This window comes from Pseudomonas sp. W4I3 (assembly GCF_030816195.1).
In the GTDB taxonomy this organism is placed as follows: domain Bacteria; phylum Pseudomonadota; class Gammaproteobacteria; order Pseudomonadales; family Pseudomonadaceae; genus Aquipseudomonas.
Genome location: NZ_JAUSXS010000001.1, coordinates 4,816,090 through 4,836,353 on the forward strand (window position 1 = coordinate 4,816,090; position 20,264 = coordinate 4,836,353).

The 20,264-nt window shown below is 61.8% G+C and carries 19 protein-coding genes and 1 pseudogene; 2 read left to right on the forward strand and 18 right to left on the reverse strand.

Annotated elements, in window-relative coordinates:
• Positions 1-282 precede the first annotated feature (282 nt).
• Together QF045_RS21770 and QF045_RS21775 are read left to right on the forward strand one after the other, a co-directional pair.
• A complete protein-coding gene (locus tag QF045_RS21770; protein WP_306494937.1) occupies positions 283-1,176 on the forward strand; it encodes a sensor histidine kinase in 894 nt (297 codons plus the stop codon).
• Complete coding sequence (locus QF045_RS21775) at positions 1,173-1,832, forward strand: response regulator transcription factor (protein ID WP_306493977.1); 660 nt, start codon at positions 1,173-1,175, stop codon at positions 1,830-1,832. The genes QF045_RS21770 and QF045_RS21775 overlap by 4 nt, the downstream gene beginning before the upstream one ends.
• Here QF045_RS21775 and yegS read toward each other — a convergent pair.
• From yegS to fliQ, 18 genes and pseudogenes are all read right to left on the reverse strand, one after another.
• Entirely contained in the window at positions 1,791-2,711 is a 921-nt protein-coding gene (gene yegS, locus QF045_RS21780) for a lipid kinase YegS (RefSeq protein ID WP_306493978.1), read from the reverse strand. The genes QF045_RS21775 and yegS overlap by 42 nt on opposite strands.
• Before the next feature lie 206 nt (positions 2,712-2,917).
• Positions 2,918-3,310: a DUF2802 domain-containing protein gene (locus QF045_RS21785; protein ID WP_306493979.1), complete on the reverse strand. Its 393-nt coding sequence runs from the start codon at positions 3,308-3,310 to the stop codon at positions 2,918-2,920.
• Position 3,311: 1 nt separating this feature from the next.
• Positions 3,312-3,795, reverse strand: a pseudogene (locus tag QF045_RS21790) (chemotaxis protein CheW).
• Positions 3,796-3,875: 80 nt separating this feature from the next.
• Entirely contained in the window at positions 3,876-4,685 is an 810-nt protein-coding gene (locus QF045_RS21795) for a CheW domain-containing protein (protein ID WP_306493980.1), read from the reverse strand.
• Positions 4,685-5,473 (reverse strand): ParA family protein, encoded by a 789-nt coding sequence (locus QF045_RS21800; RefSeq protein ID WP_306493981.1) that lies wholly within the window; start codon positions 5,471-5,473, stop codon positions 4,685-4,687. The genes QF045_RS21795 and QF045_RS21800 overlap by 1 nt, the downstream gene beginning before the upstream one ends.
• Before the next feature lie 50 nt (positions 5,474-5,523).
• A complete protein-coding gene (gene motD / locus QF045_RS21805; RefSeq protein WP_306493982.1) occupies positions 5,524-6,411 on the reverse strand; it encodes a flagellar motor protein MotD in 888 nt (295 codons plus the stop codon).
• A gap of 142 nt (positions 6,412-6,553) precedes the next feature.
• Positions 6,554-7,294 carry a flagellar motor protein gene (locus QF045_RS21810; protein WP_306493983.1) on the reverse strand — a complete coding sequence of 247 codons (741 nt, stop codon included), beginning with the start codon at positions 7,292-7,294 and terminating at the stop codon, positions 6,554-6,556.
• A complete protein-coding gene (locus QF045_RS21815) occupies positions 7,294-8,427 on the reverse strand; it encodes a chemotaxis response regulator protein-glutamate methylesterase (RefSeq protein WP_306493984.1) in 1,134 nt (377 codons plus the stop codon). Before QF045_RS21815 ends, QF045_RS21810 begins: the two co-directional genes overlap by 1 nt.
• Positions 8,428-8,475: 48 nt before the next feature.
• Positions 8,476-10,680: a chemotaxis protein CheA gene (locus tag QF045_RS21820; RefSeq protein WP_306493985.1), complete on the reverse strand. Its 2,205-nt coding sequence runs from the start codon at positions 10,678-10,680 to the stop codon at positions 8,476-8,478.
• Between the two features lie 11 nt (positions 10,681-10,691).
• Positions 10,692-11,480, reverse strand: coding sequence for a protein phosphatase CheZ (locus QF045_RS21825; RefSeq protein WP_306493986.1), 789 nt, complete (start codon positions 11,478-11,480; stop codon positions 10,692-10,694).
• A gap of 18 nt (positions 11,481-11,498) precedes the next feature.
• Positions 11,499-11,873, reverse strand: a complete 375-nt coding sequence (locus QF045_RS21830; protein WP_015885173.1) for a chemotaxis response regulator CheY — start codon at positions 11,871-11,873, stop codon at positions 11,499-11,501.
• A 168-nt stretch (positions 11,874-12,041) separates the two neighbouring features.
• Positions 12,042-12,782, reverse strand: coding sequence for an RNA polymerase sigma factor FliA (fliA, locus tag QF045_RS21835; protein ID WP_124359259.1), 741 nt, complete (start codon positions 12,780-12,782; stop codon positions 12,042-12,044).
• Entirely contained in the window at positions 12,779-13,612 is an 834-nt protein-coding gene (gene fleN, locus QF045_RS21840; RefSeq protein WP_003192912.1) for a flagellar synthesis regulator FleN, read from the reverse strand. The genes fliA and fleN overlap by 4 nt, the downstream gene beginning before the upstream one ends.
• Before the next feature lie 105 nt (positions 13,613-13,717).
• Positions 13,718-15,034 carry a flagellar biosynthesis protein FlhF gene (gene flhF, locus QF045_RS21845; RefSeq protein WP_306493987.1) on the reverse strand — a complete coding sequence of 439 codons (1,317 nt, stop codon included), beginning with the start codon at positions 15,032-15,034 and terminating at the stop codon, positions 13,718-13,720.
• 12 nt (positions 15,035-15,046) lie between these two features.
• Entirely contained in the window at positions 15,047-17,161 is a 2,115-nt protein-coding gene (flhA, locus tag QF045_RS21850; RefSeq protein ID WP_306494938.1) for a flagellar biosynthesis protein FlhA, read from the reverse strand.
• Between the two features lie 900 nt (positions 17,162-18,061).
• Entirely contained in the window at positions 18,062-19,198 is a 1,137-nt protein-coding gene (flhB, locus tag QF045_RS21855) for a flagellar biosynthesis protein FlhB (RefSeq protein WP_306493988.1), read from the reverse strand.
• Positions 19,199-19,201: 3 nt separating this feature from the next.
• Positions 19,202-19,987 carry a flagellar biosynthetic protein FliR gene (gene fliR, locus QF045_RS21860; protein WP_306493989.1) on the reverse strand — a complete coding sequence of 262 codons (786 nt, stop codon included), beginning with the start codon at positions 19,985-19,987 and terminating at the stop codon, positions 19,202-19,204.
• 4 nt (positions 19,988-19,991) lie between these two features.
• Positions 19,992-20,261, reverse strand: coding sequence for a flagellar biosynthesis protein FliQ (fliQ, locus tag QF045_RS21865; RefSeq protein WP_027603863.1), 270 nt, complete (start codon positions 20,259-20,261; stop codon positions 19,992-19,994).
• Positions 20,262-20,264 lie beyond the last annotated feature (3 nt).

The window sequence follows — 20,264 nt, forward strand, 5'->3', positions numbered from 1 at the left end:
TCGTAGTTAATCGCCGAGCTTTTTGAAAACGACCTGCTCGCTAATAACGTTACAAACCTACCCTGACGGTACAACTTTTCCTTTTAAAACTCTGGGGTTACCCACCCAGAGTATTTACGTGGGCCGTAACCAATCAGGCGACCAGCGGTAACAGGGGTGGTACTATGCCTCCCCTCGAAGTGACACAACTTCATCATGTCCAGAAACGATTCGGCAGTGCATTCCAAACAGAGCCCGGCCAACCGGTCTCCTCGCAGCGAACCCTCAGTGGCTCCATCCGCTATGTACGCCAACCTCAAGCCACTGTTCACAAGGTCTGTGTCGCGCGGCAGCGCACGCCGCATCGTCCTCGTGCTGTGCCTGTGTTCGTTGTCTGCCAGCGTGTGGGCCTACATGCACGCGTCTCCCTGGTCACTGCTGATGCTGCTGCTCAACCTGGCCACGCTGGCGGTGGTGTGCCTGCACCAATGGCGTTCGCGCAAAGCCATCAAGCTGCAGCCCCAGGAATTGGCCGATCGCCTGTTGCAGGTCCAGGAAAACGAACGCCATCGCCTCAGTCGCGAGCTGCATGACGACATCGGCCAACTGCTGACTGCCGCCAAGCTGCAAAGCGAATGGCTGCAGCGTCGCCTGCCGCCTGAGCTGCAAGCCCCCTGCACGGCGCTGTGCAACACCCTCAACGAAACCCTGGCCAAAGTGCGCGACGTGTCCGCCATTCTCCACCCGCGCCAGCTGGCCAGCCTGGGCCTGGAGGCCAGCTTGCGCGCGCACCTGCTCAAGACCCTGGAAAACACCCCGGTGCGCTGGAGCCTGGAGTGCCAGCAACGCCTGGCCGCCCTTCCGGAAGAAATGGCCGTGGCGGCATTTCGCATCACTCAGGAAGCGGTGACCAACATGCTTCGTCACGCCCAGGCTCGCAACCTGCTGGTGCGCCTGCAGCGCCTGCCCGAAGGTTTGTCGCTGATGATCTGCGACGACGGCCTGGGCTTTTCGCCCGCCCTCGATCCGGGCCTTGCAGGCCAACGCGGCATGGCCGGCATGGCTGAGCGGATAGACCAATTGGGCGGCACGCTGTCCGTCAGCAGCCAGCCAGGTGAGGGCACGCGGATCGAGGCACTTTTCCCCTGGGCGCCCCGTGCCCTCGAACGGGCCCGAGCGCCTAAGGGTGTCGCGTGACCTGCAGTTTACTTCTGGTGGATGACCACGCGCTGATTCGCGCCGGCGTAAGGGCGTTGATCCTGGATATCCCCGGCTACGACGTCATCGGCGAAGCCAGCGATGGTGCGCAACTGCTGGAGCAATTTCGCGCCCTGCAGCCGGATATCGTGCTGTTGGACCTGTCGATGAAGCACACCGGTGGCCTGGATGCCTTGCAACAACTCAAGGGGGCCTACCCCAAGAGTAAAGTGCTGATCTTGTCCATGCACACCGACCCCGAGCTGATCATGCGCGCGCTGGAATCGGGGGCCCATGGCTACCTGCTCAAGGACATGACCGCCAGCGAGTTGGAACACGCCCTGCGGGCCTTGCGCAACAACGAGCGCTACCTGAGCCCGGCCATCGCCCATACCGTGATCAACCAGGCGCTGATCCGTGCTCACGGCCCTGCCTCGTCCGCTCCCCACAGCCACAACCTGACGGCGCGCCAGTTGGAAATCCTGCGCTTGATCGTGCGTGGCAAGTCCACCCGGGAAATCGCCCACGGCCTGGGCTTGAGCATCAAGACCGTGGAAGCGCATCGCTCGCAAATCATGAAGCGCCTGCAGATTTTCGACGTGGCAGGCCTGGTGCTATTCGCGGTGCGCGAGCAGATCATCAGCCTGGACGACTAGGGGCGAACCCAGCGGCAGGTGCACGCGCAGGGCCTTGGGCAAGGCTTCGAAATGCAGGTCGTCACCTTCCAGCGGCTCGCCATCGAGATTGATGTACAAGCCTTGCGCGACCTTGATATTGACCCACGGCAGGCGCGCGCGGACGAACATGGTGTCCAGGCCCCAGCCGTTGCTCATCAATTCGCGCAAGGTGCCGACCACTTCCTGAGGTGCTGGCAGGATGCTGATGTCCAGCAGCCCGTCATCGGCCAGCGCGCCAGGGCACAGCACATGCCCGCCCCCGGCCTGGCGCCCGTTGCCGATACCCAAGGCGAGCAGCTCGCCTTTCCAATGGAAATCCGGGCCTTCGAGCTCACCGTAGGCGGCCTTCAACTCACTGAAACGCGACAAACCGGTGAACAGGTAGGCGGCGCCGCCGAGGATTTTCTTCAAGTCTTCGGAGGTGTTGGCGGTAACCTGGCTGCCGAAACCGCCGGTGGCCATGTTCAAGAAGATCTGCCCGCCGACCTGACCAAGGTCGATTGCGCGTGGCTCGACGTCGAGCAACGCCAGGGCACCGGCCGGTTCCAACGGCACGCCGGCAGCCTTGGCGAAGTCATTGGCGGTGCCCAGGGGCATCAGCACCAGGCTGGCGTCGGTGCTGGCCTGGGCCATGGCTTCGGCCACATCGCGCAAGGTGCCATCGCCGCCACCGGCAATGATGTGGGTGTAACCGTCGGCCAGGGCTTCATTGACCAGACGCTGGGCATCACCGCCTTCCCAGGTGACCCGTACCGCCAACTCCCACCCCTGCTCACGCCGCGCCGTCACGGCAGCACGCACGTCCTCGTTGAGGGCTTGTTTGCCGTGGAGGATCAACAGGGCTTTGGGGCTGGTCATCGGGAAATCTCCTGGGTCGAAGGTGCTTGCAGGATGTGGACCTTAGGGCAAGGAGAAAAGTCTGTGACGGGCGAAAATTGACTGATGTACGCAAATCAAAATGTGGGAGGGGGCTTGCCCCCGATAGCGGTGGGTCAGCTATAAACAAGCTGACTGATACACCGTCATCGGGAGCAAGCCCCCTCCCACATTGCGCCAGGCGCTAATCAGCTCTTGTGCAACTTACTCATCAACTGCGCTTCAGCCTGGGTCAAGCCGCAGGACTGGGTCAGCTCATCCACCGTCGCGCCCATGCCCACCAGCCTCGCGGCCTGAGCGAACGACAGATTCGAAGGATCACGCTGTTCCAACTGCACCAGCTTGTCCGGCAACGGCGCAAGAATGGCGCGCAGTTCATGCACTTCATCCCCGACCCGCACGGCGCTTTGCTGGAAATGGTCGACCCGCTTGACCAGCTCAAGCAGGCGCCGATCACGCACCGCATCGCGCTCGGCCTGTTGCAAGAGCAACTCCCGCTGCTGGCGCATATAGCGCAGCACGAACGCCAAAGTCCCAGCCCACAACAGGGCCAGGACAATCACCGCCGCCTCAAGGAACAAATCAGATGCTCTCCAGTTCCGACCACTCTTCTTCGCTCATCATTTTGTCCAGCTCAACCAGAATCAACAACTCCGCTGTTCTTGTTGCACACGCCCTGGATAAACTTGGCGGATTCCTCGTTGCCCACGTTCGGCGCGGTTTCCACTTCCGACTGACGCAGGTAGACCACTTCCGCCACGCTGTCGACCATGATCCCGACCACTTGCTTGTCGGCTTCGATGATGACGATGCGCGTGTTGTCGCTGACTTCGACCGCGCTCAGGCCAAAGCGCTGGCGGGTGTCGATCACCGTCACCACGTTGCCGCGCAGGTTGATGATGCCCAGCACGTAGCTTGGCGCCCCCGGCACTGGCGCAATTTCGGTATAACGCAGTACTTCCTGCACACGCATCACATTGATGCCATAGGTTTCGTTGTCCAGTTTGAAGGTAACCCATTGCAGGATCGGATCATCCAAACCTTGTGCGGACGCTGACTTGTTCATGCTTGTGACCCCTTCAAATGCCGCTAATCGACGGCGTGTGTGCTAGTGGGCCGCGCAACCGCACGACCTTTATTGTTCAATCAACTGCGTTTGTTTTGCGCCATCGTCTTGACTGCGCCACTGGCGATCAACTCGGCCAGCTCGGCGACGTCGAGCAATGCGCACATGTGTTCAATCACGGTGCCCGCCAGCCACGGCCGTTGGCCGCGCTGGCTGCGCCATTTGATTTCGTTCGGGTCCAGACGCAACGAGCGGCTGACTTGATGCACCGCCAGACCCCACTCGTAGCCCTGCACGGAAATGACGTACTGCAGGCCCTGGCGGAAGTCGTCGCGGTAGCGGTCGGGCATTACCCAGCGCGCAGTGTCCAGCACCTTGAGGTTGCCAGCCTGGCTGGGCAGGATGCCGAGGAACCATTCCGGTTGCCCGAACAGCGGCGTCAACTCCTGGCCTTCCAGGGAATAGATCGAGCCCAGGCACACCAGCGGCACCGCCAGGGTCAACCCGGCGACGTCGAACAACAGGCACTCGAACGGCTCGGCGGCCCACGACGGGCGACCATCGCCGCTCACCGGCGGCGGCGTGATACTCGGCGGCAGGTGCACTTGCACAATCGGCTCAATCACCCTCGGCACCGGCACCACGACGTCAGGCGTTATCGGCACGACTACGGGCACCACCACGGGCGCCGCCTCGACATGCGCATCGCGGGCCTGCTCTTCGAGCACCGCCAGCTGGAACTCATCCAGCGAAGTTTGGGGCTCGACGACGGGCTCCAATAGCAGGATCGGTTCAGGCAACTCTTCGGCAGTCGCATCCTGCAGCAAGGCATCCAGGTAGGATTCCAGCGCCAGTTGCGTCCGGGTCTTGAATTCCAGGGGACGGTTCATCACGCCACCTGCGCCACGAGCTGCTGGGACAGCAGGTGTTTGAGCAATGCCCGATACGCCAGCACCCCGCGGCTCTTGCCGTCGAATTGCGACGGCGTGAGCCCGGCGCGGCTGGCGTCACGCAGGCGCGTGTCCACCGGGATGTAGCCATTCCAGATGGTGTCCGGGTAGGCATCGCGCAGTACGCGCAGGGTGCCCAGGGACGCCTGGGTACGGCGGTCGAACAAGGTCGGCACGATGCTGAACGGCAGCGCCTGCTTGCGCGAACGGTTGATCATCGCCAGGGTGCTGACCATGCGCTCCAGGCCTTTGACGGCCAGGTGCTCGGTCTGTACCGGGATCACCAACTGCTGGCTGGCCGCCAACGCGTTGACCATCAGCACGCCCAGCAACGGCGGGCTGTCGATGATTGCGTAGTCGAAGTCCTGCCACAGTTGCGCCAGGGTCTTGGCGATCACCAGGCCCAGGCCGCTCTGGCCCGGCGACTGGCGCTCCAGGGTGGCCAGCGCGGTGCTGGACGGCAACAGCGAAATACTTTCGCTGCTGGTGGGCAGCAGCAGTTGCCCAGGCAAATCGCTCGGCACGCTGCCCTGATGCAGGAACAGGTCGTAGCAACTGTGTTCCAGCGCATCCGGGTCGTAGCCGAAATAGCTGGTCATGGAGCCGTGGGGGTCCAGGTCGACCACAACCACGCGCTTGCCCGCCTCGGCCAGCAAGCCGGCTAAAGCGATGGACGTGGTGGTCTTGCCGACTCCACCCTTTTGATTGGCTACTGCCCAGACTCTCATTCGGTTGATTCCTCCCGGTGGGCACAAACGCGACCGAGACATTGCATAGGTTATTGAGCCGGTGACGGAGAATTGACGGAGCTTGCCCGCACCGACGGCTTTGCAGGGGCCGGTGCAGTTTGTGTGCCAGCGCGCCTCAACGCCGCATCCGGTGTTGCATTCGCCGTGCCGGTGCCGGTCAAGCTGCGGCGTACATCCAGGTTGCGCGACACCACCAGCACCACCCGCCGGTTGCGCGCACGGCCTTCGACCGTGGCGTTATTGGCCACCGGCTGGAACTCACCGTAGCCCACCGACGCCAGGCGCTGGGGGTTCACGCCCTGCATCGCGAGCATGCGCACGATGCTTGACGCACGGGCCGAGGACAGTTCCCAGTTGGTCGGGTACTGCGCGGTGGCGATCGGAAAATTGTCGGTAAAGCCTTCGACATGGACAGGGTTCTCAAACGGTTTGAGAATCGCCGCCACCTTGTCGATGATGGTGAACGCCTGGTCGCTGGGCAGCGCATCGGCGCTGGCGAACAACAGGCTGGAGTTAAGCTCGATCTCCACCCACAACTCATTGCCACGCACGGTCATCTGGTTGGAACGGATCAGGTCGCCAAACGCGGCGCTGATATCGTCGGCGATGCTTTTGAGCGGGTCGCTGGTGCCACCGACGCCGGCAGCGGTTTCATCGCTGTCGTTGACCAGCGGCTTGGCTGGGGTCACGGTCTTGGGCCGTTCTTCGCCAATAGGGATCGGCTTGAGCGCGCGCTCGGTATCGTTGAACACGCCCACCAACGCCTGGGAAATGATCTTGTACTTGCCTTCGTTGACCGACGAGATCGAGTACATCACCACGAAAAACGCAAACAGCAAGGTGATGAAGTCCGCGTAGGACACCAGCCAGCGTTCATGGTTGACGTGTTCTTCAGGCTCGCGACGGCGACGACTCACAGGCACTCCCCTCCACAAACCAACCCCACTGTAGGAGCGAGCTTGCTCGCGAAAAACGCGAGGCCGACGCACTCATCCAGGATGCACGCGTTATCGTTGACGATTCTCGCGAGCAAGCTCGCTCCTACAGGGTTCATGCCCATCAATCCATGAAGCCCTGGAGCTTCAGTTCGATGGAGCGCGGGTTTTCGCCCTCGGCAATCGACAGCAGGCCTTCGAGCAGCATTTCGCGGTAACGGGACTGGCGCATGGCAATCGACTTGAGCTTGCTCGCCACCGGCAGCAACACCAGGTTGGCGCTCGCCACACCATAGATGGTGGCGACAAACGCCACGGCAATGCCGCTGCCCAGCTGCGAAGGGTCGGCCAGGTTACCCATCACGTGGATCAGGCCCATCACCGCACCGATGATGCCAATGGTCGGTGCGTAGCCGCCCATGCTTTCAAACACTTTGGCGGCGTTGATATCACGGCTTTCCTGGGTGTAGAAATCCACCTCCAGAATGCTGCGGATCGCTTCCGGCTCGGCGCCATCCACCAGCAGCTGCAAGCCCTTGCGGGCGTAGCTGTCGGGCTCGGCATCGGCCACGCCTTCCAGGCCCAGCAAGCCTTCCTTGCGCGCAGTCAGACTCCAGTTGACCACGCGGTCGATGCCACCTGGCAAGTCGACCCGTGGCGGAAAAATGATCCAGACCAGAATCTGCATGGCGCGCTTGAACGAACTCATCGGCGACTGCAACAACGCCGCGCCCACGGTGCCACCGATCACGATCAGCGCCGCCGGGCCGTTGGCCAAGGCGCCCAGGTGGCCGCCTTCGAGGTAGTTGCCGCCGATGATGGCGACAAACGCCAGGGTGATGCCGATCAGGCTCAAGACATCCATCAGAGACAGGCCTCCACCAGATGCTTGCCAATGTCGTCCAGGCTGTAGACCGCATCGGCCAGGTCAGCCTTGACGATGGCCATCGGCATGCCATAGATCACGCAACTGGCTTCGTCCTGGGCCCAGACGGCGCTGCCGCCCTGCTTGAGCAGGCGCGCGCCTTCACGGCCGTCGGCGCCCATGCCGGTGAGCACCACCGCCAGAACTTTGTCGCCGTAGGACTTGGCCGCCGAACCGAAGGTGATGTCCACGCACGGCTTGTAGTTGAGACGCTCGTCACCCGGCAGGATTTTGATCGCGCCACGCCCGTCCACCATCATCTGCTTGCCACCCGGAGCCAGCAGCGCCAGGCCAGGGCGCAGGATGTCGCCGTCCTCGGCTTCCTTGACGCTGATGCGACACAGCTTGTCCAGGCGCTCGGCGAAAGCCTTGGTGAAGGCGGCGGGCATGTGTTGCACCAGCACGATCGGCGCCGGGAAGTTGGCTGGCAACTGGGTCAATACACGCTGCAAGGCCACCGGCCCGCCCGTGGACGTACCGATTGCCACCAGCTTGTAGGCCTTACGCTTGGGCGCGGGCGAGTGGGCGCTCGGGGCAGCTGCGCGGGTGGGCGCAGCGGGCGCAGGCCGTGTGACCGGCGCGGGTGCGGGGCGGCTGAACGACGAGGTCGGCGCAGCGGCGGGCGCGGGCACGGGTGCAGGTGTCGGCGCGGGGGCGCTGAACAGGCTGCGCCGGTTACTGCGCGAAATGCTGTGCACCTTCTCGCACAGCATCTGCTTGACCTTCTCGGGGTTGCGCGAGATGTCTTCGAAATTCTTCGGCAAAAAATCCACCGCGCCGGCATCCAGCGCATCCAGGGTGACCCGGGCGCCTTCGTGGGTCAGCGAGGAGAACATCAACACCGGTGTGGGGCAGCGCTGCATGATATGACGCACGGCCGTGATGCCATCCATCATCGGCATTTCGTAGTCCATGGTGATCACGTCCGGCTTCAACGCAATGGCTTGATCGATCGCCTCTTTGCCGTTGGTGGCCGTGCCGACTACCTGGATCGTTGGATCGGCGGAAAGAATCTCCGAGACGCGGCGGCGGAAGAAACCCGAATCGTCCACCACCAGGACCTTGACTGCCATAAACACTCCGTTAGACGGGGCGGGCGCTACCGCCCTGCCCCGCCAGAATCAAATACGCCGTGCGGCGTAACGCTTGAGCATGCTCGGAACATCAAGAATCAGCGCGATGCGGCCGTCACCGGTGATGGTGGCGCCCGACATGCCCGGGGTTCCCTGCAGCATTTTGCCCAGCGGCTTGATGACCACTTCTTCCTGGCCCACCAATTGGTCGACCACAAAGCCGATGCGCTGGGTGCCCACCGACAGAATCACCACATGGCCTTCGCGCTGCTCTTCATGCTTGGCCGATGCCACCAGCCAGCGCTTGAGGTAGAACAGCGGCAAGGCCTTGTCGCGCACGATCACCACTTCCTGGCCGTCCACCACATTGGTGCGCGACAGGTCGAGGTGGAAAATCTCGTTGACGTTGACCAGCGGGAAAGCGAAGGCCTGGTTGCCCAGCATCACCATCAGGGTCGGCATGATCGCCAGGGTCAACGGCACCTTGATGACGATCTTCGAGCCTTGGCCCTTGGTCGAGTAGATGTTGATCGAGCCGTTGAGCTGGCTGATCTTGGTCTTCACCACGTCCATGCCGACGCCACGGCCGGACACGTCGGAAATCTCGGTCTTGGTCGAGAAGCCGGGGGCGAAGATCAGGTTGTAGCACTCGGTGTCGGTGAGGCGGTCGGCGGCGTCCTTGTCCATCACGCCGCGCTTGACCGCGATATTGCGCAAGATGGTCGGGTCCATGCCTTTGCCGTCATCGGTGATCGACAGCAGGATATGGTCGCCCTCTTGCTCGGCCGCCAGGATCACCTTGCCACCCCGTGACTTGCCCGAGGCTTCGCGTTCTTCCGGGGTTTCCACGCCATGGTCGACGGCGTTGCGCACCAAGTGGACCAGCGGGTCGGCCAGGGCCTCGACGAGGTTCTTGTCGAGGTCGGTTTCTTCGCCGACCAGTTCCAGATTGATTTCTTTCTTGAGCTGACGCGCCAGGTCGCGCACCAGACGCGGGAAACGGCCGAAGACCTTCTTGATCGGCTGCATGCGCGTTTTCATCACGGCGGTCTGCAGGTCGGCGGTGACCACGTCCAGGTTCGACACGGCCTTCTGCATGGCCTCGTCGCCACTGTTCAGGCCCAGGCGCACCAGGCGGTTACGCACCAGTACCAGTTCGCCGACCATGTTCATGATGTCGTCCAGGCGCGCAGTGTCCACGCGCACGGTGGTTTCGGCTTCACTGGCAGGTTTGTCGGCAACCGGCGCAGCGGCGGCACGCGCCGGGGCGGGGGCGGCGGCCGGAGCCGGAGCAGGCTTGGCGACTGGCGCGGCGGCTTTGGCGGCAACCGGTGCGGGCGTAGCCACCGCTGCGGCGGCAGTGGCAGCGGCAGGGGCCACTTCGGTGAACTTGCCTTTGCCGTGCAGCTCGTCGAGCAACGCTTCGAACTCGTTGTCGGAGATCAGTCCATCAGCGGCCGGTTCAGACTTGGCGGCTGGAGCGGCTGCGGTGGCCGCAACGTTCGGCAGGGCTTCGGCGACGAACGTCCCTTTGCCATGCAGTTGGTCAAGCAGCGCCTCGAATTCGTCGTCGGTGATATCGGTGCTGGCGCTGGCGGCTGGCGCCGGCGGTGCAGCGGCCGGTGCCACGGCGTCGGCCGCGAACTGGCCCTTGCCATGCAGCTGATCGAGCAGGGATTCGAATTCCGCGTCGGTAATGTCTTCGCTGGTCGGCGCGGCAACAGGCGCGGCTGCAGCCGGAGCCTCAGCTTGAGCCTTGACTGCATTGAGCGAATCGAGCAGCTGTTCGAACTCGCTGTCGGTCACGTCCGGCTCGGCTTCTACCACCGGCTCGGGCTCGGCTTGCGCAACCGGTGCTTCGGCGGCGGGTTCCGCCAGGCGCGCCAGGGCGGCCAGCAGTTCCGGAGTGGCGGCGGTAACCGGTGCACGTTCACGCACCTGGCTGAACATGCCGTTGACCGCATCGAGTGCTTCGAGAATCACGTCCATCAATTCCGAGTCAACCTGACGCTCACCCTTGCGCAGGATGTCGAAGACGTTCTCGGCGATGTGGCAGCACTCCACCAGCTCATGGAGCTGGAGGAAGCCGGCGCCCCCTTTTACAGTGTGAAAACCGCGAAAAATTGCATTGAGCAGGTTCGCATCATCCGGACGGCTTTCCAGCTCGACCAGTTGTTCGGACAGTTGCTCTAAAATTTCGCCGGCCTCTACAAGGAAATCCTGAAGGATTTCTTCATCGGCGCCGAAGCTCATGTGGGTGCTCCTTAGAAGCCTAAACTGGACAGCAAATCGTCTACGTCATCTTGACCGGATACGACGTCTTCACGTTTATCGGCATGAATCTGCGGACCTTCACCCTTGGCGAGATGTTTTTGTGGATCTTTTTCAGAGAGGATCGCTTCGCGGTCATGTTCGATGCCGGCAAAACGGTCGACCTGGCCGGCCATGAGCACCAGTTTGAGCAGGTTGCTTTCCACTTCGGTGACCAGTTGGGTCACGCGCTTGATCACCTGACCGGTGAGGTCCTGGTAATCCTGGGCGAGCAGAATGTCGTTGAGATTGCTGGCCACCGTGCGGTTTTCCTGTTCGCTGCGCGACAGAAAACCGTCAACCCGGCGGGCCAGCTCACGGAACTCTTCAGCCCCCACTTCACGGCGCATGAAGCGGCCCCAGTCAACGCTCAAGGCTTGGGCTTCGCTGGCCATGCCGTTGACCAGAGGCGTGGCGTTTTCCACCAGGTCCATGGTGCGGTTGGCGGCCGCCTCGGTCAGCCTGACCACATAGGACAGGCGTTCGGTGGCATCGGTGATCTGCGAAATTTCTTCGGCCTGGGGCATGCGCGGGTCAATCTGGAAATTGACGATCGCACTGTGCAGCTCACGCGTGAGCTTGCCCACTTCCTGGTACAGGCCGCGGTCACGGGTCTGGTTAAGCTCATGGATCAACTGCACCGCATCGCCGAACTGGCCTTTTTCAAGGCTGTCGACCAACTGGTGAGCATGTTTTTTCAGGGTCGACTCAAAATCGCCCTGTGACGTTTCGTTATTCTCCATAGCTCCCCCGCGATGGCTTTAGCCGTGGATGCGTTCGAAGATTTTTTCGATCTTCTCTTTCAAGGCCAACGCTGTGAATGGCTTGACCACGTAACCGTTGACCCCGGCCTGGGCGGCTTCAATGATCTGTTCACGCTTGGCTTCGGCGGTCACCATCAACACCGGAAGGCTGCGCAGTTTTTCATCGGCACGCACGTGGCGCAGCAAGTCGATACCGGTCATGCCAGGCATGTTCCAGTCGGTTACCAGAAAGTCGATGCTGCCGCTGTTGAGGATCGGAATGGCGGTAATGCCGTCGTCCGCCTCGACCGTGTTTGTGAACCCAAGGTCACGCAACAGGTTTTTTATGATCCGCCGCATCGTTGAGAAGTCATCAACGATGAGGATTTTCATGTTCTTGTCCAAATTCGACCTCCAAGCAGTCTTAAACGCGCCCAGCACCTGGACGCGCCACTTCAATCAACAGGCGTTACACAAAAAGGACTGCCCAGGGCACCACGCAACGAAACCGCGAAGGCTCATACCCCCGCGGTAGCGTCTGCAGTGTCCCCACACTGCCTGTCAGCGCGCGCGCCACTCTCCCAACCGCCCCCGCAAGCGGGCCGCGCACTGGCTATGCAACTGGCTGACACGCGATTCGCTGACCCCCAGGACCTCACCGATTTCCTTGAGGTTCAGCTCTTCGTCGTAGTACAGCGCCAACACCAGGCGCTCGCGCTCCGGCAAATTGGCAATGGCCTCCGCCAGCGCTCCCTGGAAGCGTTCATCTTCCAGATCGCGCGACGGTTCCATATGCGCGCTCGCGCCGTCCTCGTGCAGCCCTTCGTGTTCGCCGTCCTGCAACAGGTCGTCGAAACTGAACAGGCGGCTGCCCAAGGTATCGTTCAAAATCCCGTAGTAATCATCGAGACTCAATTGGAGTTCGGCCGCAACTTCATGATCTTTAGCGTCACGACCGGTTTTTGCTTCAATTGCGCGAATTGCGTCACTGACCATTCGCGTATTGCGGTGTACCGAACGCGGCGCCCAATCCCCTTTACGCACCTCATCGAGCATCGCACCACGGATACGAATACCCGCATACGTCTCGAAACTCGCGCCCTTGCTCGCATCGTATTTGGTCGACACTTCGAGCAGGCCGATCATGCCGGCCTGGATCAGGTCTTCCACCTGCACGCTGGCGGGCAGGCGAGCCAACAGGTGATAGGCAATACGCTTGACCAACGGCGCATAGCGCTCGATCAACTCGCCCTGGCTGTCACGTGCCGACTTTTTGTAAAGGTTGTAGCCGCTGGATGTCATAGCACCGGTCCTGCGCTCGTCTGATGCACCAATCGTTCGACAAAAAACTCCAGATGCCCCCGAGGGTTGGCAGGCAACGGCCAGGTATCGACCTTCTGGGCAATGGCCTTGAACGCCAGTGCGCACTTCGAACGAGGAAACGCTTCGTAGACCGCACGCTGCTTTTGCACGGCCTTGCGCACACACTCGTCGTAGGGAACCGCACCGACGTATTGTAAGGCGACGTCGAGGAAGCGATCCGTGACCTTGGTCAACTTGGCGAACAGGTTGCGTCCTTCCTGCGGGCTCTGGGCCATGTTGGCCAGCACGCGGAAGCGGTTCATGCCGTAGTCACGGTTAAGCAATTTGATCAGGGCGTAGGCGTCGGTGATCGAGGTAGGCTCGTCGCAGACCACCAGCAGCACTTCCTGGGCGGCGCGCACAAAGCTGACCACCGACTCGCCGATCCCGGCGGCGGTGTCGATCACCAGCACGTCGAGGTTGTCGCCGATATCGCTGAAGGCCTGGATCAGGCCGGCATGCTGCGCCGGGCTCAGGTGCACCATGCTCTGGGTGCCCGAGGCGGCCGGCACGATGCGGATGCCACCGGGGCCCTGGAGCAGCACATCGCGCAGCTCACAGCGGCCTTCGATTACATCGGCAAGCGTGTGTTTGGGTGTCAGCCCCAGCAGAACGTCCACGTTCGCCAGGCCCAGGTCAGCATCCAGCAGCATGACGCGACGGCCAAGCTCTGCCAGGGCCAGGGACAAATTCACTGACACGTTAGTTTTGCCGACGCCACCTTTGCCGCCGGTCACCGCGATCACCTGTACGGGATGCATGCTGCCCATTTTATTTCTTTACCTTGTCTTGCTTAGACGCAGGCTACATGGCTTGGCCGCGTGTATCGCTTGCAGACCATCGATGTAGGTACATTTCACGGTGTTCATCCTGCCTTACCCCACCCGCTTTGCCGGGTTGTGGTAAAGGTCGGCGAACATGTCGGCCATCGCTTCCTCGCTAGGCTCGTCTTGCATTTGCACACTGACAGCACGGCTGACCAGCTGATGACGGCGCGGCAGATGCAAATCATCCGGAATCCGCGGCCCGTCGGTCAGGTAGGCGACCGGTAGTTCATGACTGATTGCCAGGCTCAGCACTTCGCCCAGGCTGGCGGTTTCATCCAGTTTAGTCAGGATGCAACCGGCCAGGCCACAGCGTTTGTAGCTGTGATAGGCAGCGGTAAGAACCTGTTTTTGGCTGGTGGTTGCGAGCACCAGGTAATTTTTTGACTTGATGCCGCGTCCGGCCAGGCTTTCGAGCTGCATGCGCAGGGCCGGGTCGCTGGCTTGCAGGCCGGCGGTATCGATCAACACCACGCGCTTGCGCAGCAATGGGTCGAGGGCGTTGGCCAGGGACTGGCCCGGGTCGACGTGGGTCACCGGCACATTGAGGATGCGGCCCAGGGTCTTGAGTTGCTCCTGGGCGCCAATGCGGTAGCTGTCCATGCTCACCAGCGCGATATTCGCAGCGCCGTACTTGAGCACATAACGCGCGGCCAGCTTGGCCAGAGTGGTGGTTTTGCCCATGCCGGCTGGGCCGACCATGGCGATCACACCGCCTTCTTCCAGGGGTTCGATTTCCGGAGTGGCGATCATCCGCGCCAAGTGCGCCAGCAGCATGCGCCAGGCTTGGCGCGGCTCCTGCACTTCGGCGGTCAGCGCCAGCAGGTCGCGGGACAACGGACCGGACAGGCCGATGCGTTGCAGGCGACGCCACAGGTTGGCTTGTTGCGGCTTGCTGCCTTGCAGTTGAGTCCAGGCCAGCGAGCCGAGCTGCACTTCGAGCAGCTCGCGCAGGCCGTTGAGTTCAAAGCGCATCGAATCGAACACGCGCTGGTCGACCGTGGCGGCCGGGGCTGGCGCGGCGGGACGTGGCGGTTCGACAAAGGTAGGTTCAACCAGCGGCTCGGCGGCGGTCAGGGGCAGGCCGGCGAACAGCTGGCGATTGGTGGTGGCATCGCTGTCGCCACGCATGCTCAGTTCGGCCTGGGCCGAGACGATGCGCGAAGCGGTCTTGCGCAGCTCGTCCTCGAGTTCCATGTTCGGCACGCGCGGAGCCAGAGCCTGTGGCGTGTAATCCAGGGCAGCCGTCAGCTCGACACCGCCGGCAATACGACGGTTACCGATAATCGCGGCATCGGCGCCCAGCTCATCGCGGACCAACTTCATGGCCTGACGCATATCGGCGGCGAAAAAACGCTTCACTTGCATAACCCACTACCCTCAGCCGTTGGGCCCTACTGTCGCGACGATAGTCACTTGCTTATTGTCAGGAATTTCCTGGTAAGCCAACACGTGCAAATTCGGTACTGCCAGGCGTCCAAAGCGCGACAACATCGCGCGGACCGGACCGGCCACCAGCAGAATCACTGGCTGGCCCTGCATTTCCTGGCGCTGCGCGGCTTCGATCAACGAACGCTGCAGCTTTTCAGCCATGCTTGGCTCCAGCAGAACGCCCTCTTCCTGGCCTTGTCCTGCCTTCTGAATACTATTGAGCAATATCTGTTCCAACCTTGGCTCCAAGGTGATAACAGGCAGCTCAGACTCAACGCCTACAATGCTTTGCACGATTGCGCGGGACAAACCGACGCGCACCGCGGCCACCAGCGCGGCAGTATCTTGACTCTTGGCGGCATTGTTGGCGATGGCCTCGGCAATGCTGCGAATGTCCCGGACCGGCACCTGTTCGGCGAGCAAGGCTTGCAGCACCTTGAGCAACTGCGACAGCGAGAGCACGCCCGGCACCAGTTCTTCGGCCAGTTTCGGCGAGGCTTTGGCCAGCAAACCCATCAATTGCTGGACTTCCTCGTGGCCGATCAGCTCGTGGGAGTGCTTGTAGAGAATCTGGTTGAGGTGGGTGGCGACCACGGTACTGGCGTCGACCACGGTATAACCGAGCGACTGCGCCTGGCTGCGCTGGCTGACTTCGATCCACACCGCTTCCAGGCCAAAAGCCGGATCTTTGGCGGTGATGCCGTTGAGCGTGCCGAACACCTGGCCTGGGTTGATCGCCAGTTCGCGGTCCGGGTAGATCTCCGCTTCGGCCAGGATCACCCCCATCAGGGTCAGGCGGTAGGCGCTGGGGGCCAGGTCGAGGTTGTCGCGGATATGCACGGTGGGCATCAGAAAGCCCAGGTCCTGGGACAGCTTCTTGCGCACCCCCTTGATCCGTGCGAGCAACTGGCCGCCCTGGTTGCGGTCCACCAGCGGAATCAGGCGGTAGCCGACTTCCAGGCCAATCATGTCGATTGGGGTCACGTCATCCCAGCCCAGCTCCTTGGTTTCCTGGGCGCGGGCCGGGGACGGCAGCAGCTCCTGCTGGCGGGCGATTTCCTGCTGGGCCTGGACCTTGACCGCATTCTGCTTTTTCCAGAACAGGTAGGCCGCGCCGCCAGCCATGGCCGCCATGCTCAGAAACGAGACGTGGGGCATGCCCGGCACGAGGCCCATGATCGCCATGATGCCCGCCGCCACCGCCAATGCTTTGGGGGAAGCGAACATCTGCCGGCTGATCTGCTTGCCCATGTCTTCGGAGCCCGAAGCACGGGTCACCATGATGGCTGCAGCTGTGGATAACAACAGTGATGGCAATTGCGCCACTAAACCGTCACCAATGGTCAGCAGGGCGTATACCTTGCCCGCATCGCCGAAGGTCATGCCGTGCTGAAAGATACCCACGGCCATGCCGCCGATCAGGTTGATGAACAGAATCAGCAGGCCAGCGATGGCGTCACCGCGCACGAATTTGCTCGCACCGTCCATGGAGCCGTAGAACTCGGCTTCCTGGGCGACTTCGGCACGGCGCGACTTGGCCTGGTTCTGGTCGATCAGGCCGGCATTGAGGTCGGCGTCGATGGCCATCTGCTTACCGGGCATCGCGTCCAGGGTAAAGCGCGCGCTCACCTCGGAGATACGCCCGGCACCCTTGGTCACCACCACGAAGTTGATGATCATCAGGATCGCGAACACCACGATACCGACCACGTAGTTACCGCCGATCACCACTTCACCGAAGGCCTGGATCACCTTACCGGCGGCGGCGTGACCGTCCTGGCCGTGCAGCATCACCACGCGGGTGGACGCCACGTTCAGCGCCAGGCGCAGCAGGGTCGCCACCAGCAGAATGGTCGGGAATACCGCGAAATCCAGCGGCCGCAGGGCATACACACACACCAGCAGCACCACCACCGACAGCGCGATGTTGAAGGTGAAAAACACGTCGAGCAGGAACGGCGGCATTGGCAACATCATCATTGCCAACATCACCAGCAACAACAATGGCACACCCAGATTGCCCCGCGACAAGTCAGTCAGGGTGCCACGGGCCGTGCTGAGCATTTGAGAGCGATCTACCACCGGTATTCCTCGTGTCCTTGAAGCAAAGTTTTGACGCTGAGAAGCGTCCTGAAGGCGGTGTTGCAAGAAGCCTTCCAACTTTGCTCTGGAGCCCGTACGACGCCATGCAGGACCCAATGTGGGAGGGGGCTTGCCCCCTCCCACATTTGGATTGGTGTGCGATCAGAACTCTCGAAGAAATTTCCAACAAGTAGGGTGATGTCCCACGCGGAGCGTGTGAACGATCAGAATGCTCAACAACCACCATCGTTGCGCGCCTTGATCGGCAACGCATACACACCCTGAGGCCTGTGGACCAATTGGAACCTCATGTGCTTGCCCACCCAAAGCTCAGTACAACACCAATCATGGCAATTGATAAACACCTCCTCTGCCCCGTAATCCAGCTGGATCAACCACTCTCCCCGGGTCCAGAGATAGGCGCTGACAGTCCCCGTAATCACCTTCAATACCGCTCTCCCTGCATCTCGTCTACTACATGCGCGCAGTGTCTGCAGGGTGATCAAATCGTGATAAGCGCCGCTTGGCTACTGTCAAAGTTGACAGGTAGACGCCCGCCGCCATGAGTGGTAGGCGGCAGGCACGATGGCGAGGCTGATCGCTGGATCAAGCATCCGGTGATTTTTTTCGCTTGCGGGGTTTGGGCGGTGGTTGCGGCGCTGCGGCGTCACTGCGTTCAGTGCTTGCCGACTGAATGAAAACCGGCGTTGCCGTCGCGATCCAGAGCCCTGAAGCCAATGCCCTTGACCGCATCGCACCACTTGACCGTGCCCCTGCCCATCACCGCCTCCCGAGCTGCGCATGGCTGCGCGCCTCATCGCTCTATCAGACAGTGAAGGCGGCATATTGACTACTGTCAAAGTTGACAGGTCAGCGCAGATTTTAAGTGTCGCGACGCAGATCCGGCGGAATCGGCAGGTCCTTGAGCGGATCCGGCCGCTTGCCCTTGCCCGCTCGGTACTGGCGGATCTGGTAGACGTAGGCCAACACCTGCGCCACGGCCAGGTACAGCCCAGCCGGGATTTCCTGGTCAAGGTCGGTGGAATAGAAAATCGACCGCGCCAGCGCCGGCGATTCCAACAGCAGAATGTCGTTGGCCACAGCGATTTCGCGAATTTTCAGCGCGGTAAAGTCGCTGCCCTTGGCCAGCAACATGGGCGCGCCGCCCTTCTCCGGGTCGTACTTGAGGGCGACGGCGTAGTGGGTCGGGTTGGTGATGATTACATCGGCGTCGGGCACCGAGGCCATCATCTTGCGCTGGGACATTTCGCGCTGCAGTTGGCGGATGCGTTGCTTGACCTCCGGGCGCCCTTCCTGATCCTTGTGTTCGTCGCGCACTTCCTGCTTGGTCATCAGCAGTTTTTTGTGGCTTTCCCACAGCTGGATCGGCGCATCCACCGCCGCAATGATGATCAGCCCGGCAGACATCCACAACGCACTCCACCCCACCACTTGCAGGCTATGGATGATCGCCGACTCGAGCGGTTCATGGGCGATGCGCAATAAATCGTCGATGTCGGACGACAGCACCGACAACGCCACAACCAGAATCAGGATGAATTTGGCCAAGGCCTTGAGCAGTTCCACCAGGGCCTTGGTGGAAAACATGCGTTTGAGCCCGGCCGCCGGGTTCATGCGGCTGAACTTGGGCGCCATGCTGCCGGCGGCAAACAACCAGCCGCCGAGGGCCACCGGGCCGATCAGCGCGGCCAGCAGTAACGTGATCAGAATCGGCTGCACCGCCAGGATGGCGATCTTGCCCGAGTGCAGCAGGTATTGCCCCATGGAATCGGGGTTGAGCAGTACCTCGCGAGGCAAACTGAAGTTGTGCTTCATCAGTTCCAGCAAGTCCAGCGCCAGGCCACCGCCGTAAATCAGCAGCGCGCCGGCACCCGCCATCATGGTCGCAACGGTATTGAGCTCTTTGGAGCGTGCGATCTCGCCCTTTTCCCTGGAGTCCTTTTTACGTTTCTCCGTGGGGTCTTCTGTTTTGTCCTGACCACTCTCGCTCTCAGCCATGGCTCAGCGCGCCCGTGCCAGATCACGTAAAAACTGCAAGGCGTCGGTCGCCAGCGGTTGATACTGATTGAGAATGTCAGCCAGGCCGATCCAGAAAATCCCCATGCCCAACACCAGGGTCAACGGAAAACCAATCGAGAAGATGTTCAGTTGCGGCGCCGCGCGGGTCATCACGCCAAACGCGATGTTGACCACCAGCAGCGCGGTGATCGCCGGCAGCACCAGCAACAGCGAAGCGCCCAGCACCCAACCGAGGCGCCCCACCACTTCCCAGAAATGGTTGACCACCAGCCCCGAGCCCACCGGCAAGGTGGTGAAGCTTTCGGTCAACACCTCGAACGCCACCAGATGGCCGTTCATGGCCAGGAACAGCAGAGTCACGAGCATGGTCAGGAATTGCCCGATCACCGCCGCCGACACCCCGTTGGTGGGGTCGACCATGGACGCAAAGCCCATGCCCATCTGCACCGAGATGATTTGCCCGGCGACCACAAACGCCTGGAAGAACAGGCTCAGGGAAAAGCCCAGCATGGCGCCGATCAGGACCTGTTCGGCGATCAGCATCAGCGCACTGAGGTCAAGCGCGTTGACCGGAGGCATCGGCGGCAGCCCCGGCACGATGACCACGGTGATCGCCACCGCGAAATACAGCCGCACACGCCGCGGTACCAGGGTGGTGCCGAACACCGGCATGGCCATCAACATCGCCGTGACGCGAAACAGCGGCAGGATGAACGAGGCCACCCAGGTACTGATCTGGGTGTCGGTCAAGGCCAGCAAGGATTGCATCGGCTCAGCCGATCAACTGCGGAATACTGCCGTACAACTGCAGGATGTATTCCATGAAGGTTTGCACCAGCCACGGGCCGGCGACGATCAACGTGATCAGCATCACCAGCAGGCGCGGCAGGAAGCTCAGGGTCTGTTCGTTGATCTGGGTGGCCGCCTGGAACATCGCCACCAGCAGGCCGACCAGCAGGCTCGGCACCACTAGCACGGCGACCATCACGGTGGTCAGCCACAGCGCTTCACGGAACAGGTCGACGGCAACTTCTGGGGTCATGGC